Below are 16,213 nucleotides of genomic sequence, written 5' to 3'. Positions count from 1 at the left end.
TGAATGTTCAGGGGCGGCGTCCCGCCCCCTGTTGTTAACGGCGCCCGGCCCACCACAGTCGTAACTTGATGCCCCAACTGCTGGTCCAGCCGGTAGTGGTACTGACGATAGCGCCTTTGTCGATCACCACCAGCGTTGGCGTCACGCCAATCTGCCAGCTGCCCGACAGGCTACCCTGCGGGTCATTGATGGTGGCCAGCGGATAGCGCTTTGCCTGCAAATAGCGCTGCACTTTTTCATCTTCGCCGGAACGCAGCGCCACCGAGATCACATTCTGGCCGCTGCTGGCTAATTCCGCCACCTGCGGGGTGACGAAGCGGCATACGCCGCACCAGCTGGCCCAGAAATAGACCAGCAGCGGGCGCTCTGCGCTCAGCGCGGCCAGCGTGACGTCGCGGCCATCAAGGGTCTGCAACGGCTGGTCGGCGAAGGCGAGGGGAGCGTGGGGCGCACGCCACAGATCCATCGCCCACAGCACGCCGGCCAGCAGAACGACAAACAGCAGTAGCTCGCGCCCCCAGCGTTTCAGCCGCGTCATTTAACTGCGGCCAGCTGCTGCTTGACCATCGCTTCCAGCTGCTCATAGCTCACCGCGCCCGGCAGCAGCGTGGTGCCAATCAGCGTCGCAGGGGTGCCTTCGATACCGAGATGCTGCGCCAGCTTCAGATTGTTGTTGATGGTATCGAGGCTCTGCTTGTTCGGCTCTTTCAGCGTGACGCCGCTCTTCTGCTCGGCGCTGAGAATGCTGGCGTCATCGTGGTAGCCCTTCTTCGCCATCATACGCTGGTGCAGCGCCAGCCAATGGTCCGGGTGCTGCTGCCAGGTGGTCAGCACGGCGCGCGCCGAGGTCAGCGAGCTTTCCGAGCGGTAAGGCAGCGGCTTAATCACCACCGCCACGTCCGGGTACTGCTTAACGAGTTTCTCCAGCAGCGGATCGAACTGCTTACAGTACGGGCAGTTGTAGTCGGTGAATGACACCAGGGTCAACTTCGCCGTTTTCGCCCCGATGCGCGGTGAACCGGCATCGTTGAACAGCGCATCTTTGTTCTGCTCAATCACCTGGCCTACCACGTCAGCCTGCTGTTTTTGCGCCTGCTTGTCATAAGCATCCGCCGCTTCCGCGAGGATCTGCGGGTTCTGCACCAGCGTCTCTTTGATCAGTTCTTTAATGCGCACTTCCTGCTCCGGGGTAAACGGGGCCGCGGCCCAGAGTGGCGTGGCGACAAACAGCAGTGCGAGAGTGAGTTTTTTCATTGTTCAGTTCCTTTGGCTTCGGCCAGGGTTTTTAACAGGGTGGCACGGTCAAGCAGGGGGGAGAGGACTTCACCCTGCGGCAGGCCTGGCCCGTAGATTTGATTGAAGGGGATAGCCACGCTGCCGCGCTGCTTTAAGAAGTCGGTGATGGCGGCAGAAGGCTGGCTCCAGTCGCCGCGCAGGGCAACAACATCATCAGCCTGTAACGCTTGCTGCACGTCATCGCGCAGCATCACGTTGATTTTGTTTGCTTTGCAGGTCACGCACCAGTCGGCGGTCACGTCGATAAATACGCGTTTTTTATCGTGCAGCGCCTGCTGAATAGCCTGCTCGCTCAGCGGCTGCCAGTGGATCTCATCCGGCAATTTCAGGCTGTTGTTGACCAGCCCGACGCGGCTGGCCAGCAGGCTGAGCAGCCACAGGCAGGAAGCCAGCATAAGCAGGCCCAGCGCGATGCGTACGGCGTTCATCCAGCGGCCGGGTCGCGGTAGTTTCAACGCCAGCGCGGGCCAGGCAGCGATCAGCAGCCACGGCAGGCTCATGCCAATGCCGAGTGCAATAAACATTACCCACAGCAGCGGCAGGGAGGCCGCCAGCGCAAAGGCCACGGCGGTGCCGAGGAAGGGCGCGGAGCACGGCGTGGCCAGCAGGGTGGCAAAGGCCCCCTGACAAAAGTGGCCGCCCAGCCCGTGTCCGCCGCTGGTTGCCAGCCGCGTGTTCAGCGCGGAAGGCAGCCGCAGGTGGAACAGGCCAAACAGGTTGGCGCTGAACAGCAGCGTCACCAGCGCCATCACGCCAATAAACCACGGGTTCTGGAACTGAATGCCCCAGCCCAGCGCATGATTACCAAGGCGCAGCACCGTCATCAGCAGCGCCAGCGCCATAAACGAGGTGATAATCCCGGCGCTGGAGGCGATAAACTGCAGGCGCACGCTGCGGCGGTCGCGCTGCTCCACGCTGATAATGCTGCCGAGCTTCATGCCCAGCACTGGCAGTACGCACGGCATCAGATTAAGGATAAAACCGCCCGCCAGCGCCATCAGCAGCATCTGCCACAGCGGCAGCGATGAGTCGCTGCTGAGCGGCTGTGCGCTGCCGAGGGTGACGCTGCTCTGCTGTGCCAGACCGCTATCGGCAATCACCAGCGAGAGGATTTTTCCGCGCAGATCGGGCGCGCTGTCGCCCCATTCATCGCTGACCGGCACGCGTGCCTCCAGGCGTGAGCCGTCAATTTTCACCACCGGCTTGCCGATGCTGGCGCCGCTTAGGGTATCGAAGAACAGCTCAGGCTGCTGCCAGCCGGCGGCGCGTTCGGCGACAATCTGCAGTTCCCCCGGCTGATATCCGGCGCTTAGCGTCTCGCTCAGGCCGCTGGCAATCGGCACTTTGCCCATCGCGTTGGCGAAATCGAAGTTAAAGCTCTGTGCGTTGGGCTCGCTCAGGTCGAGGCTGAACGGGTAATCGGTCAGAATGCAGACGTTGCTACAGATTGACAGCGTCAGCGTACCGGCCAGCGTGCGTGGGGCCTTGCCGTCAATGACGATCGGCAGGCTGACGTGTTGGTGATAGCCCTGAGTGCTGATACCGGCTACCTCAAAGCGCTGCGGCGTTGGCCAGAACCAGCGGGCTTTTAGCGCCGGATCCTGCCAGCGGATCTGCGGCGCAATGCCACCTTCACCCGGCGAGCGCCAGTAGGTTTTCCAGCCGTTTTGCAGCTGCACATCCAGCAGCAGGCGCGTGCCTTCTTTGCCGCTGGAGTCAGCGCGCAGGCGCACTTCAGCATGGGTGTTTTGCGGGTTTTGCAGGCTGATATCGGCCGCCTGAACGACAGGCAGCCAGCACAGCAGCAGGAGCACAGCGCTCCTGAATAGGGTAAACATAGTTTTTCTCCGTGAATGATGTTTCAGAACCGGGGTGAGCGGTCGATCATTCGCGGAAGTTGCAGTGCAGGAGGTGTATTCGCAGCAGCGGGGCACGGAACTCATGTGCCGGAGGGTAAAACAGCGGGCGCGGGCGCAGCAGGGCCAGCACTATCAGCAGCAGGCCGAGCAGCGGTAAGGCACTGTCGAACAGGAGTGGGGTGGCGCACAGCGCTTTCGCACTCAGTTCACACGGGGTTACCGGGCTCTCTTTTGCGCTGCGGGAGCTGTCGGCACCCTGGGCGCTGACCGTCTGCGGCAAAATTTGCAGGGCGTGCAGGTTCGCCACGCGCTGAGCCATACAAACCAGTATGACCAGGCATGTCAGGAAGAGAAATCCTGTCGCGATGCGCTGACGTTTTTGCATAATCTGCCCAAGTAGAAAGAGCGACTATCTTAACGGCAGTACACCGTTTGGCAATAGTCACTCTTGTAAACTTTTGTCACCCGTCGGTTATGCGGCGCTGACCGCGCCCCACACCATGCGCCCCTGATGGAAGGTGGCGGTGCGAGGAGAGATGCGCGCCACCGCTTCCGCGGAGCAGGAGGCGTCAACCAGCACGAAGCTGGCTTCATCCTGCACCTGCGGCCAGGCGCGCTGGCCTTTGTCATCCAGCGGCAGGCGGTTTCCGGTAGCAATCGCCAGCGAGCGCGACAGCGCAAACTCGCCGGGGCGAGTGTACAGCTGGGCATACAGATTGGCTTTTTCCAGCATGTCGCCAAGGCCAAACGGGGACCAGTGATCAATCACGCTGTCGGTCCCGGTCACGACAAATACGCCGCTCTCCTGCAGCTGCTTCAGCGGCATATGCAGTGTACCAATCGGCACGGTGGAGGCGATGGTGACCTGCTGCGCGGCCATGCGCGCTGCGGTTTCCGCCACCTGCTGCGGGGTCAGCGTGGCGAGGGCGAACGCGTGGCTGATGGTCAGTTTCCCCTTCAGCTGCGGGGTTTTCTCGACGGTGGTCAACATGTAGTCGATGGCGGCCACGCCCGCCGGGCTGGTTTCGTGCAGGTGGATATCCACACCTTTGTCGTAGTCGAGCGCGATCTGGAACATCGTATCCAGCGAGCGCTGCATATCACCGTCGACGTTGGTCGGGTCCAGCCCGCCGACGTAGTGCGCCCCGGCCTGCATCGCTTCGCGCATCAGAGGTTCACTTTTTGACAGCAGCAGGCCGTGCTGAGGAAACGCGACGATCTCGCAGCTAAAGCCCGACTTGCGGCGTTCCAGCACCGCCTGCAGATTCTCCAGATTCTTCAGCCCGGAGACCGGCTCGATATTGCAGTGGCTGCGTGCCACGGTAGAGCCTTTCGACTGCAGCAGGTCAATCAGCTTGCCCGCGCGCTCCTGAGTATAGGGTTGCAGCTCCGGCAGCAGGCGATGCTCAAGGGCGATCATATCTTTAATGGTGGTGCCTTCCGGGCGCGACTGAACGCGCCATGGGCCGCCGTAAAAGGTCTTATCGAGGTGAATGTGCATGTCACGCATGGCGGGCAGCAGCAGTTTCCCCCCGGCGTTAAAGCGCGGCAGGCTGGCATCGGCAAACGAGTGATTAGCCGCGATGGCAACGATCTTGCCGTTATTGATCTCAAGGCTATGCAGCGCTGTTTCGGTGGCAACCACCACCTCATCCTGATAGCGGAAGCCGGTCTCCAGCAGCACGTTATCCAGATAATAGTGGTTGCTGTTAATGGTGGTCATCCTGCTCTCCGGTTGGGCGCAGCGGGCGGAATTGCCCGCTGCAAAGGCGGGGGCGCTGCCCGCGCCGATCATCGCGCAGGCGGCAAGCATTTTTCCGCCGTGGCTGAGAAATTCGCGGCGGTTAGGGTCGGTATTATTCATCGTCTGCTCCTGCATCCATTAACAGAGTCGCAATGGCCGTGAAGCCGAGCGAGCGCGCCAGCTGCAGCGGCGTTTTACCGTATTTATCGGTCATATGCGGGCTGGCACCGTGCGCCAGCAGCAGCCGCACGATCTCCTGCTGGCGCGCGCCGCCGTCGTTAAGCACGATGGCTTCCAGCAGCGGTGTCCAGCCTAAAAAGTTGGTGTGGTTGACGTTGATCGCGGTTGAGGTCAGCAGCTCACGCACGATCTCCACATGGCCTTTTTCACAGGCGGGCGTCAGGCCGACCCCGCCAAAGCGCGTCAGGCGCGTCAGGTCAGGCGTGGCGGGTAACAGCAGGCGCAGCAGAGTCAGATCGCCGCCGAGGCAGCTAAGCAGAAACGGATTCAGGCAAGTATTGTCCTGCTGATTGATGTCGGCGCCGGCCTCGATCAGCCACTCAACGCAGGCATAGTGCTGATGTTGTGCTGCGAGGGTGATGGCGCTGGTGCCCTGACGATTGACGCTGTTCAGGTCAACGCCCGCCGCCAGGCACTGTTGTAACGTTGCCAGCTCTCCCGCCTGCGCGGCGCTGAGGAAGCGGGTAGTCCGATCGCTAGCTGATGACATAAGATTCCCTTTAAACCGAAGGTGAGCAATTCATCGACAATAACAGCGACTGATAATCAGGAGAATACGCTTGAAATTAATTCACCGTTTACGCTGAGATTGTTGAATACTGTTCAATATTATTGGCTGGCGGGCGCGGGCGACAATGAACTCGATCTTTAATGAAGAAAATCTCCAGGTACTGATCAGCGTGGTGCGCTGCGGCAGCTTCAGCAGAGCCGCGCAGGAGCTTGGCATCACCACTTCGGCCGTCAGCTATGCGATAAAACGCATCGAAACCGGGCTGGGCGTGGCGCTATTTACCCGCAGCACCCGCAGCGTGGAGCTGACCGAGGCCGGGCACTATTTCTGGCGCAAGTGTGGCGAATTGCTCAACGACATTCAGCGCATTAAACGCGGGGTGGACACCATTGCTCAGGGTATTGAGCCGCGCGTACGCATCTGCATCAACCAGCTGCTGTACACGCCGCATCACACCGCGCGCTTACTCCAGCTGTTGGATAAACAGTTTCCAGGCTGCCAGGTGGTGATCACCACGGCGGTCTATAACGGCGTGTGGGATGCGTTGGTCAATCAGCAGGTTAACGTGGCGATAGGTGCCCCGGATACGCTGCCGGATGGCGGCGGCATTGATTATCTGGCGATTGGCAGCGTGCGCTGGCAGTTCGCTATCGCTCCCGATCATCCGCTAGCTCGCCTGGCGCAGCCGCTGGGCGAAAGTCAGCTGCGCCAGTGGACCACCATCATGGTGGAGGACACCGCTGAAACGCTGAATAAAAAAGTGGGCTGGTTACTGCACGGTCAGCAATCGCTGGTTGTACCGGACTTTGCCACCAAGTACCACTGCCAGATGCTGGGGCAGGGGATTGGTTTTCTGCCGGATTATCTGGTGCGCGAGGCGGGTCAGCGGCTGGTGACGCTGGCAGTACAGAACCCGCGCCAGGACTCTCCGATGCTGCTGGCGACGCAGCATGCGGCCAGCGGGCAGGTGACACAGTGGATCAGAGAGCAGTTTGCCGCAGGCGGCGTGCTAAGTGGGCTGTACCAGGATTTACTACACCTGGATAAAAATACAGACATTATGTAACGAACGTGTTAAGGTGGCGTTTCTTACAATAAGAATCGTAAATCAAAAAAGGCAGTTACCTATTCAAAATATCAAATATCAGTGCCCGTCATGTCACGGTTGTCAGTATCGTTTTTCCCCGTTCAGTATCAGCGCAAAAAATCCGCACGGTGCAAACTGCATCTTCTGCAAAGCGCAGATGCAGGTGAGCTACAAAATCTACGCTAGCTAATCGTTCCCGCTGACCGTTAACGCCCTCGCTTTCCCGTCCTGTTCTGCGATGTCCTGAGATAACCCCAAGGCTGTTTTCACTGACCCAATCAGTGTTACCATTAACGGCTATTTATCGAATTCCACGTTTCAGGACCCGAACATGACCCCCTCAATGGCAAAACTCCTCTCACTCTGCAGCGACAGTCTGGCGCCCGCGCCGGAAGAAATGCAGTTCGACACTTCCGCTCATCCCGCGCTGGTGGATGAGTTGCGCCAGCTGCTGGGCAGCAAAAACGGCTGCTATGGGTTTGTCTCTGCGCTGCATATCTTTCCGTGGCAGAGCAGTGGCGAAGAGATGGGCATCCAGCAGTGGAACCAGCCGGAGCTGTGGATTGATGCCTATGAAGATATGGCGCGCGATGCGCTGTTCTTTGCGGAAGACATTTTCGGCGTACAGTTCTGCCTGCGCGGGGATGCGGTGTGCAGCTTTGAGCCGGAAACCGGTGAATTCAGCTGGCTGGCCGCCAGCCTTGAGCACTGGTGCGCGCTGATCCTTGAAGAGTATTCGGTGCTGACCGGCTACCCGCTGGCGCAGGACTGGCAGGAACAGCATGGCGCATTACCCTCAGGCTGCCGCCTGATGCCAAAGCTGCCGTTTGTTGCCGGGGGCGAATTTGTCCCTGAGAATCTTCAGGCGGTACGCAGTATCCAGGCGATGCGCCACCGTGCGCAGTTTGCGCTGCAAATTCGCCATATGCCCGACGGCCAGCAGGTAGAGATCGGCGCGGACCAGCCCGCCGGATAGTCAGCTGCCCGGCATTGCGGCGCCGGAAGCAATAAACCACACCAGAAATGCCATCGCGGCAATAAAGATCAGGGTGGGGGCAATCGCTCTTTTATTCACGGCTTTACACCTTTCGGTTGTTTAACGGTTGGGGAGCGCCCGCTCCCCGGCGGCGGCGAGTGTAGCATAATCCCCCTTGTCCCGACATGCCGTTAAACCCTGTTACACCTGGACAATTTATGAAAAAATGATTGCGCAATCATTTAGCCGACAGGAAGCCGATGAAAAACCGTAACGATGCGTTCGCACCCGCCGTCAGTAAAACCCCCACGCTGGAAGATGTCGCGCGCGTGGCGGGGCTGTCACCGATGACCGTCAGCCGGGCAATTAATAAGCCGCAGGTGGTGCGCCCGGCGACGGTGGCAAGGGTGATGGAGGCGATCCAGGCGACCGGCTATATTCCCAATATGCTGGCGGGTGGGCTGGCTTCAAAGCGCAGCCGTCTGATCGCCGTGGTGGTGCCGCAGATCAACAACAGCATGTTTGTTGATACCGTTCAGGCCATCAGCGATCGGCTGGCGCAGCGCGGCTACCATATGCTGCTGTGCGTAACGGGCTATTCGTATGACCGGGAAGCGGAGATCGTCGCGACCATCCTCTCACGCCGTCCTGATGGCATGGTGCTGACCGGCATTCATCACAGCCCTGAGCTGCGCAAGACCATCCTCAACGCCGGGCTACCGGTGGTGGAAATCTGGGATATGACGCCGACGCCGCTCGATATGCTGGTCGGTTTTTCGCACGAAAAAATCGGCACCTGCATTGGTCAATACTGCCTGCAGCGCGGCTACCTGAATCTCGGGCTGGTGTGGGCAGGCGACCGCCGCGCTCAGCAGCGGCGCAAAGGGCTGGTTGATGCAATGCAGGGCCAGGCTGGCAGCCGAATTCGCGGCGTTAATGCCCCGGTACCGACCTCGCTCGCGGCCGGGCGGCAGGGGCTGAAACAGCTGCTGGCGCAGGGAGAGCGCTTCGACGCGATTATCTGCAGCTCGGATACCCTGGCGCAGGGTGTCATTATGGAGGCCTGCGCACGCGGGCTGCCCGTGCCGCAGCAGCTGGCGGTGATCGGCTTTGGCGACCTCAGCTTTGCTGCCTTTAACCAGCCCGCCATTACCACGGTGGCGATCGACCGGGTGAAAATGGGTGAGGATGCGGCAACGCGGCTGGCCGACAAAATTGAAGGCCGCAGCCCGCAGGATGCGGTGGTTGACCTTGGATTTCAGCTGGTTGAGCGCGACTCCGGCTGAGGGGAAGCAGCCTTAGCAACTTCTCCGCAGCCACAATGTTTTCCCTGTTGTTGTGCTTATCGCCTGGAAAAATCTCTGGCATGCCATGGTGCAGGCTAATGGCATAGTGACATCAGGGGGAATGAAGAATTCTTTGACTTTATTACTGTGAGTTATTATCTCGGTAGTTAATCAAATGCGCGCATTTCTTGCCCGTTTTTACGGCAGGCGTGCATAAATTTCCGCTAAGTCCCACGCTTTAATCCCCGTAATTAATGGTGACATTGTTATGAAATGTTAGAGCCATTATTAATGTTAACTTTAAAATAAAATGTCTTTTATTTTTACATTTAGAAATATCTGTATGGTTAACATTGCCCCAATGTAAACAGATAAAAACAGTTATTTAACCTCAATTACACCTGCTTTACGGGGGTGTACTTTTCATGCAAGTGAGAGTCGTAACGCTATGCTTCTTCAAAAAGAAACCACCCGCCGTAAGTTTTTAATCGGGTCGCTGTTGGCATTACCGTTAGGGGAGATGGTGTTTAAAGGGCTGACCGCAGCCCAGGCGGCAGAAATGGCCGCGCCAGAACTGACGGAGTACCAGCCGATCTTCTTCAGCAGCGACGAGTGGCAGTTTATTCTCGCCGCCTGCGACAGCCTGATCCCCGCCGGCGGCAAGGGCAAAGCACCCGGCGCGCTGGAAACCAACGTCCCGATCTTTATCGATCAGCAGATCCACGGTGATTCTGGCGATGAAATCTATATGAAAGGGCCGTTTGATGCGCACGCCCCGGCCACCATGGGGTATCAGATCCCGTTTCGTCCTCAGCAGATCTACAAAACCGGCATCAAACTGGCCAATCAGTGGTGCCAGCAGAACCACCAGAAACCCTTCCATCAGCTGTCTGCGCAGGATAAAGACAGCGTCCTGACCCAACTGCAAAAAAACGATATTAAGTTTGCCGACCTTGGTGAGCCGGACCTGAAGGCGTCGCAGTTCTTCAGCGGGCTGCTGGCCGATACCAAGCACGGTTATCTCTCCGACCCGATGTACGGGGGTAATAAAGGGATGAAGGCGTGGATCGCCATCGGCTTCCCCGGCGCGCGCGCCAGCTACCTGGAATGGGTGAAGCAGCACAACGTCCCGTATCCACTCGGCCCGATCAGCATCAAGGGCGAGCGCGCCTGAGTCCGCTGTTACTTTTTTCGTTTTTTATCAATGACAGCCAAAAGATTTCGCGTTGCGGCAAGGCGGCAACTTAACCAACCCCCTGAAGCTTACAGAAGTCAGTGAACAGGGTGAATAAAGGCAGCCCACACAGCTGCAACGCGATAGATGAAGGGTTGATAGGGTTAATTATGTCTCAAATCAATAAAGAAGAAGTCGACGTCGTTGTCGTCGGCCTGGGATGGGCTGGCTCGCTGATGAGCATTGAGCTGGCGATGGCTGGCCTGAAAGTACGGGCGCTGGAGCGCGGTGCCGATCGCGGCTATGAAGAGTTCGCTTACCCGAAACCGGCGGATGAGTACGCCTACGCGGTGCGTAACAAAGTGATGGCGACCACCGCCGAAGCGGCCGTCACCGTACGTTACAACATGAGCCAGACCGCGCTGCCGACGCGCAAATGGGGCGCATTCTGCCCGGGTAACGGCGTCGGGGGTTCCGGCCTGCACTGGACGGCGGTGCTGATCCGCCCAACGCCAACCGACCTGAAGCTGAAAACCTATGCTGACCAGGCTTACGGCCCGGGCGTGCTGCAGGACGATATGCGTATTATGGACTTCCCGTTCAGTTGGGAAGAGATCGAACCCTATTACGAAAAATTTGAGATGATCTGCGGCCAGTCCGGTACTACCGGCAACCTGCGCGGCCAGATACTGGAAGGCGGCGACCCTTTTGAAGGCCCGCGTGCTAACCCCATGCCGCTACCGGCGCTGGAAGACACGCTGAACAACACCCTGTTTGTGAAAGCGGCAAAGAAGCTCGGCTACCATCCGTTCCCGAACCCGTCGGCCTGCGTATCTCGCGCCTGGACCAACCCGTACGGTAACCAGATCGCCCCCTGTAACTACTGTGGCTACTGCAGTAAGTATCCGTGCCTTAACTATTCAAAAGCCTCACCGCAGACCGCCGTGATGGACGCGCTGAAGCGCATGGATAACTTCTCCTATGAAGTGCATGCCAACGTGATGAAAGTGGTGCTGCACGACGATAAGAAGACCGCCAAAGGCGTGATCTATATTGATAAAGACGGCAACGAATGCTTCCAGCCGGCGAAAATCGTGGTGCTGAGCAGCTTCCAGTTCTGCAACGTGCGTCTGATGCTGCTGTCCGGCATCGGCAAGCCGTATAACCCGATCACTGAAGACGGTGTGGTCGGGCGCAACTACGCTTTCCTCAGTAACGGCGGCGCGACGCTGTTCTTTAAAGATCAGAACTTCAACCCGTTTGCCACCGCCGGTGCGACCGGGCAGATGTTTAACGATATCTCTCCGGGTAACTTTGACGGTCCTGGCCTCGGTTTTATCGGCGGCGCGAAGATCCACAGCTCGCAGGCTACCGGTACGCCCATCAGCACCGCACTGCCGAAAGGCACTCCGAGCTGGGGCGCCGGCTGGAAAGAGGGGATGGAAGAGTGGTACGGCCATTCGATGAAGATCAGCATCACCACCACCTGCATGTCGTATCGCGATATCTATCTCGATCTCGATCCGAACTACACCGATGATTACGGCTACCCGCTGCTGCGCATGACCTTCGACTGGAAGCAGAATGAACTGAAACTGCAACAGCACCTGAAGGGTATCGTCAGCAACATCACTAAAGAGCTGAACCCGGACAGCTTCAGCGAAAGCTTCCTGCCAATGGACGCGCACTTCGACCTGACCAAATACGTCTCGACGCACAACGTCGGCGGCGCGGTGATGGGCGACAACCCGCAGACCTCCGCGCTGAACAAGTATCTGCAGAGCTGGGATGTGCATAACGTCTTTGTGCCGGGCGGTAACGCCTTCCCGCAGAACTTCCAGGCGAACCCGACTGACACCATCGGTGCTATCACCCTGATGGCGGCCCAGGCGATTAAAGATATTTACCTGAAAAACCCCGGCCCGATGGTTCAGGCATAAGGAGATGACGATGATGAACTTCAAACGTTTACTGCTTGCCAATGCTGTGCTGCTGGCGGCGACTTTTGCGGCTTCGGCTCAGGCCGATGACAGCCTGGTAAAGCAGGGGGAGTACATTTCCCGCCTTGGCGACTGCGGCGCGTGCCACACTCTTCCGGGCAAACCGGCATTCTCCGGCGGGCTGGCGATCGAGTCTAATCTCGGCACCATTTACTCGACCAATATCACGCCGGATAAACAGCACGGCATTGGCAATTACAGCGAGCAGCAGTTCTCGGACGCGGTGCGCAAAGGCGTGCTGCCTGACGGCACGCGCCTCTACCCGGCGATGCCGTATCCGGATTACGCCAAAATCAGCGATGCCGATATGCACGCGCTCTACGCTTACTTTATGCAGGGCGTGAAGCCGAGCGCCGAGCAGCCGCCGGAAACCGATCTCAGCTTCCCGTTCAGCCAGCGCTGGGGCATGCGTTTTTGGAACTGGGCCTTTACCAGCGATAAACCGTTCCAGCCCATTGGCGGGGCAACGGCGGAAGTCAATCGCGGTGCCTACCTGGTGGAGAGCCTCGGCCACTGCGGCAGCTGCCATACGCCACGCGGCATAGGGATGAACGAGAAAGCCCTCGACAGCAGCGACAGCAAGTTCCTCTCCGGCGGGTCACTAAACGGCTGGGAAGTCCCCTCGCTGCGCGGCCTGCCGAACTGGACCGGGCAGGAAACCGTGGATTACCTGGCGACCGGGCGTAACGATAAAGCGGCGGTGGGGGGGGAAATGACCTCGGTTATCGAGCACAGTACCTCGTGGATGACGGAAGCGGACCTCAAGGCAATCACTGCCTACCTGAAGTTTATCGGCGGCAACCCGCCTGCTCCGGCGGCGGCAACCCACAGCGTGAGCCCGACCGAAGCTAAACTGACGGCGGCGAAAAACCTGACCACCGGCGAGCGCCTGTACCTCGATAACTGTGGTGCCTGCCACTTCGTTACCGGTAAGGGCGCGCCGCGCATCTTCCCGCAGCTGGACCAGGCGACGATTGTTAATGCCGGCGATCCGACCGGGCTTATCCATACCATTCTGGCCGGTGCGCAGCAGCCCTCTACCGCTAAAGCACCGTCGACGCTGGCGATGCCGGGCTTTGCCAACCGCCTGAGCGACGACGAGGTGGCGCAGCTGGCGACCTTTATCCGCCAGGGCTGGAGTAATAAAGCCGCTGCGGTGAGCGCCGATCAGGTGCAAGAGGTCAGGGCAAACCTGAAAAAATAATCCCCCTGTCAAACCCGCCGCCCGGCGGGTTTTTTTCGTCTGCTCAGTAAACAACCTGCGCTGTCGCCGACAATGTCTATACTGGTAGCTGACTAAACAACCGGAGGATAACAATGACCATTCATAAGAAAGGACAGGCACACTGGGAAGGCGACATCAAAAAAGGTAAAGGCACCATCACTACCGAAAGTGGTGCGCTAAGCCAGCAGCCCTACGGTTTCAATACCCGCTTTGAAGGCAAACCAGGCACCAATCCGGAAGAGCTGATTGGCGCGGCCCACTCCGCCTGCTTCTCCATGGCGCTGTCGCTGATGCTGGGCAACGAAGGCTACACCCCTGAAAGCATCGATACCGTTGCCGATGTGTCACTGGATAAAAAAGGGGATGGGTTCGCCATCACTAAAATTGAGCTGCAGAGCAAGGTAGTACTGCCGGGCATTGATGAAGATAAGTTCGACAGCATCATCCAGAAGGCCAAAGCGGGCTGCCCGGTCTCGCAGGTGCTTAACGCTGAGATCACCCTTGACTACCAGCTGAACTAACGGCGGCTTGTCATACGGTTAAGTAAGGATTGCGTTAAGAAGGTGAAAATAAGACGCTAATCATTCGGTTTTAGGAGTTCGTGAGATAGGGAAGTGTTGCGTTATCCCCGATATTTAAGCCACGGCAGTCAGCAGGCCGTGAGCAAATCGAGGATACACCCATGAAAAAAACAACACTGGCACTGATTATTAGCGTTTTCACAGCAAGCAGTCTTTTCACCACCCTCTCTTACGCAGACGGTCCGGGTAATGGCCCGGACCGCGAGTGGCATCAGCAGGGCGGTCACGATAATCACGGTGGCGATGAGCGTCACGACGATCGCCATGACGATCGTGGGCATAATGAGCGCGGCGACGACCATCGCGGTCGCGGTGGTCCACGCGAGCGTGACCATTTTGCCTGGCAGGGCCATGACTTCCGTCGCGGCCACCCGGCACCGGACCGCTTCCGTGGCGACGATTATCGGGTTGACGACTGGCGCGATCGCGGCCTGGATGAGCCACCGCGCGGTGAGCACTGGGCCTATGTTGACGGCAATTATGTGCTGATTGCTGCGGCCACCGGGATAATCACTTCGATCATTCTCGGCAATATTGTCGGCAACCATTAACCGCTTCTCTGCCGGTGGCACTCGCCACCGGCATCTTCGTCTCCGCGCAGAAAATCCTCTTACCTGAACACCTAACTCGTTAACTTATCAGTACTTTATTTTCCTTAGTTGCACTGCATTACATCGTGATTTTTCGGCCTGCGCCGCAAAAAACCGTGCCCTGAGCGCTTGCTGCAGGCTAAGAAACGGTTATAAGATCGTCCCGGCTTGAGCAAGGTTTAATCAGACGCGCACATACAAAGGACGAGAAAATGGACAATCGCATGGACAGGCTGGAAGGGCACGTGGGTATTTTGCAGGGTGACGTCAGTATCTTAAAAAAAGATGTGGGCGTTCTGCAAAAGGATGTTGGCATCTTGAAAGTCGATGTCGACAGGTTGAAAGATGACGTCGGCGTGCTTAAGAGTGATGTTAAGGAATTAAAGGAGGACGTCAGCACCCTGAAAATTGATGTCGGGATTATCAAATCGAATTATGCCACCCAAAGCGATGTGAACGGTTTACGTGTCGAACTGCATCAGTGCCTGGCTGCGCAAACCCGCTGGATCGTCACTTCACAGTTCGCGGTCTTAGGCTTTGGTCTTGCCATTGCCAAACTGATCTTCTAGCGCCTGCGGGCGCTTTACCCTCTTTATACCCTGTGTGAGTAAACTATCCCGAACTTTCCCATATAGACGTCTGGACATGTAGCCATCAATTTCGGTAGCATGGCCACCATTAGAAATTTCTCAATGGGAACAGGCCAATGACGCAGCATATCGAGATTCTGGACGGTGGGATGGGGCGTGAGCTGGCGAGGGTGGGGGCGCCCTTCCGCCAGCCGGAGTGGTCGGCACTGGCGCTGTATGAGGCACCTGAACAGGTGCGTGCGGTCCACGACAGCTTTGTCGAGGCTGGCGCAGGTACCCTGACCACCAACAGCTATGCCGTGGTTCCCTTCCATATCGGCGCAGCGCGTTTTGCCGCAGACGGTGAGCGCCTTGCTGCGCTGGCCGGTCAGCTGGCGCGCCAGGCAGCCGATGCTGCCGCACATCCGGTAAGAGTCGCGGGCAGCTTGCCGCCCGCCGCCGGTTCCTATCGCCCCGATCTGTTTGTCGCTGAGCAGGCCATCGCAATCCACCGGGTGCTGGTGGCTGCTCAGGCACCTTACGTTGACGTCTGGCTGGGTGAAACCATCAGCTCCATTGCTGAAGCCGTGGCGATCCATCAGGCGGTTGCCAATCAGCCGCAGCCGCTGTGGCTGTCGTTCAGTCTGCACGATGACCCGGACCAGCCGAAAGCTGCCAGCACGCTGCGCTCGGGCGAGAGCGTGACGGCCGCCGTGGAGAAAGCGCTTGAGCTGGGGGCAGAAAATATTCTGTTCAACTGTAGCCATCCTGAAGTGATGCTCTCTGCGGTTCAGCAGGCGCAGGCCACGCTGCAGCGTCTCGGGTCGGCTGCCGGGATTGGCGTTTATGCCAACGCATTCGAGCACGGCAGCAACGGCGGCGGGGCCAACGAAGGGCTGAGCGGCCTGCGTAAAGACACGCATCCGGAAGGGTATCTGCACTGGGCGCAGGAGTGGGTTGCTGCCGGGGCCACGCTGGTCGGCGGCTGCTGCGGTATCGGGCCGCAGCATATTGCGCGGCTGGCCGCCGCGCTGAAGTAAACGCCTTATTTTCACCGCGCCATGCGCCATAACAA

General features: G+C 58.6%; 17 protein-coding genes. 10 read left to right on the top strand and 7 right to left on the bottom strand.

The features are described 5' to 3' along the window. Nucleotides 1-34: 34 nt before the first annotated feature. From QLG07_RS19130 to QLG07_RS19105, 6 genes are all read right to left on the bottom strand, one after another. Nucleotides 35-538, bottom strand: a complete 504-nt coding sequence (locus QLG07_RS19130; RefSeq protein WP_048918068.1) for a protein disulfide oxidoreductase — start codon at nt 536-538, stop codon at nt 35-37. Then, nucleotides 535-1,254 carry a DsbA family protein gene (locus QLG07_RS19125; protein ID WP_282469927.1) on the bottom strand — a complete coding sequence of 240 codons (720 nt, stop codon included), beginning with the start codon at nt 1,252-1,254 and terminating at the stop codon, nt 535-537. The genes QLG07_RS19130 and QLG07_RS19125 overlap by 4 nt, the downstream gene beginning before the upstream one ends. Continuing rightward, entirely contained in the window at nt 1,251-3,134 is a 1,884-nt protein-coding gene (locus tag QLG07_RS19120; protein ID WP_282469926.1) for a protein-disulfide reductase DsbD domain-containing protein, read from the bottom strand. The genes QLG07_RS19125 and QLG07_RS19120 overlap by 4 nt, the downstream gene beginning before the upstream one ends. 46 nt (nt 3,135-3,180) lie before the next feature. Then, nucleotides 3,181-3,540 (bottom strand): hypothetical protein, encoded by a 360-nt coding sequence (locus tag QLG07_RS19115; protein ID WP_048918065.1) that lies wholly within the window; start codon nt 3,538-3,540, stop codon nt 3,181-3,183. 87 nt (nt 3,541-3,627) lie between these two features. Next, the gene (locus QLG07_RS19110) at nt 3,628-5,019 is read right to left on the bottom strand and encodes an amidohydrolase family protein (protein WP_282469925.1); all 1,392 of its coding nucleotides are present in this window, start codon (nt 5,017-5,019) and stop codon (nt 3,628-3,630) included. Then, nucleotides 5,012-5,629, bottom strand: a complete 618-nt coding sequence (locus tag QLG07_RS19105; protein WP_282469924.1) for an ankyrin repeat domain-containing protein — start codon at nt 5,627-5,629, stop codon at nt 5,012-5,014. The genes QLG07_RS19110 and QLG07_RS19105 overlap by 8 nt, the downstream gene beginning before the upstream one ends. Nucleotides 5,630-5,774: 145 nt before the next feature. Here QLG07_RS19105 and QLG07_RS19100 point away from each other — a divergent pair, with 145 nt between their 5' ends. Continuing rightward, on the top strand, nt 5,775-6,716 hold the full coding sequence (locus QLG07_RS19100) for a LysR substrate-binding domain-containing protein (protein WP_048918062.1): 942 nt from the start codon (nt 5,775-5,777) through the stop codon (nt 6,714-6,716). Nucleotides 6,717-7,080: 364 nt separating this feature from the next. After that, entirely contained in the window at nt 7,081-7,713 is a 633-nt protein-coding gene (locus QLG07_RS19095) for an SMI1/KNR4 family protein (protein WP_282469923.1), read from the top strand. Here QLG07_RS19095 and QLG07_RS19090 read toward each other — a convergent pair whose 3' ends face one another. Then, entirely contained in the window at nt 7,714-7,812 is a 99-nt protein-coding gene (locus tag QLG07_RS19090) for a YoaK family small membrane protein (RefSeq protein ID WP_137268681.1), read from the bottom strand. It lies immediately after the preceding gene. A 161-nt stretch (nt 7,813-7,973) separates the two neighbouring features. Here QLG07_RS19090 and QLG07_RS19085 point away from each other — a divergent pair, with 161 nt between their 5' ends. The 8 genes from QLG07_RS19085 (at nt 7,974) to QLG07_RS19050 (ending at nt 16,178) form a co-directional block, all read left to right on the top strand. Next, a complete protein-coding gene (locus tag QLG07_RS19085; RefSeq protein ID WP_282469922.1) occupies nt 7,974-8,999 on the top strand; it encodes a LacI family DNA-binding transcriptional regulator in 1,026 nt (341 codons plus the stop codon). A gap of 448 nt (nt 9,000-9,447) precedes the next feature. Further along, the gene (locus QLG07_RS19080) at nt 9,448-10,173 is read left to right on the top strand and encodes a gluconate 2-dehydrogenase subunit 3 family protein (RefSeq protein WP_048916831.1); all 726 of its coding nucleotides are present in this window, start codon (nt 9,448-9,450) and stop codon (nt 10,171-10,173) included. 170 nt (nt 10,174-10,343) lie between these two features. Then, nucleotides 10,344-12,113, top strand: a complete 1,770-nt coding sequence (locus tag QLG07_RS19075) for a GMC family oxidoreductase (protein ID WP_048916830.1) — start codon at nt 10,344-10,346, stop codon at nt 12,111-12,113. A gap of 13 nt (nt 12,114-12,126) precedes the next feature. Then, on the top strand, nt 12,127-13,377 hold the full coding sequence (locus QLG07_RS19070; RefSeq protein ID WP_187498077.1) for a cytochrome c: 1,251 nt from the start codon (nt 12,127-12,129) through the stop codon (nt 13,375-13,377). 113 nt (nt 13,378-13,490) lie between these two features. After that, on the top strand, nt 13,491-13,919 hold the full coding sequence (locus tag QLG07_RS19065; RefSeq protein WP_187498075.1) for an OsmC family protein: 429 nt from the start codon (nt 13,491-13,493) through the stop codon (nt 13,917-13,919). A 161-nt stretch (nt 13,920-14,080) separates the two neighbouring features. Beyond that, nucleotides 14,081-14,530, top strand: coding sequence for an RcnB family protein (locus QLG07_RS19060; RefSeq protein WP_282469921.1), 450 nt, complete (start codon nt 14,081-14,083; stop codon nt 14,528-14,530). Between the two features lie 251 nt (nt 14,531-14,781). After that, nucleotides 14,782-15,138 carry a hypothetical protein gene (locus QLG07_RS19055; protein ID WP_133624223.1) on the top strand — a complete coding sequence of 119 codons (357 nt, stop codon included), beginning with the start codon at nt 14,782-14,784 and terminating at the stop codon, nt 15,136-15,138. Between the two features lie 137 nt (nt 15,139-15,275). Next, a complete protein-coding gene (locus QLG07_RS19050) occupies nt 15,276-16,178 on the top strand; it encodes a homocysteine S-methyltransferase family protein (protein ID WP_133624222.1) in 903 nt (300 codons plus the stop codon). The last annotated feature ends 35 nt before the right edge of the window (nt 16,179-16,213 follow it).

The organism is Erwinia sp. V90_4 (genome assembly GCF_029967685.1).
In the GTDB taxonomy this organism is placed as follows: domain Bacteria; phylum Pseudomonadota; class Gammaproteobacteria; order Enterobacterales; family Enterobacteriaceae; genus Erwinia; species Erwinia aphidicola.
Note: the sequence above shows the minus strand (reverse complement) of the source record. Positions and strands in the feature narration are given on the sequence as shown.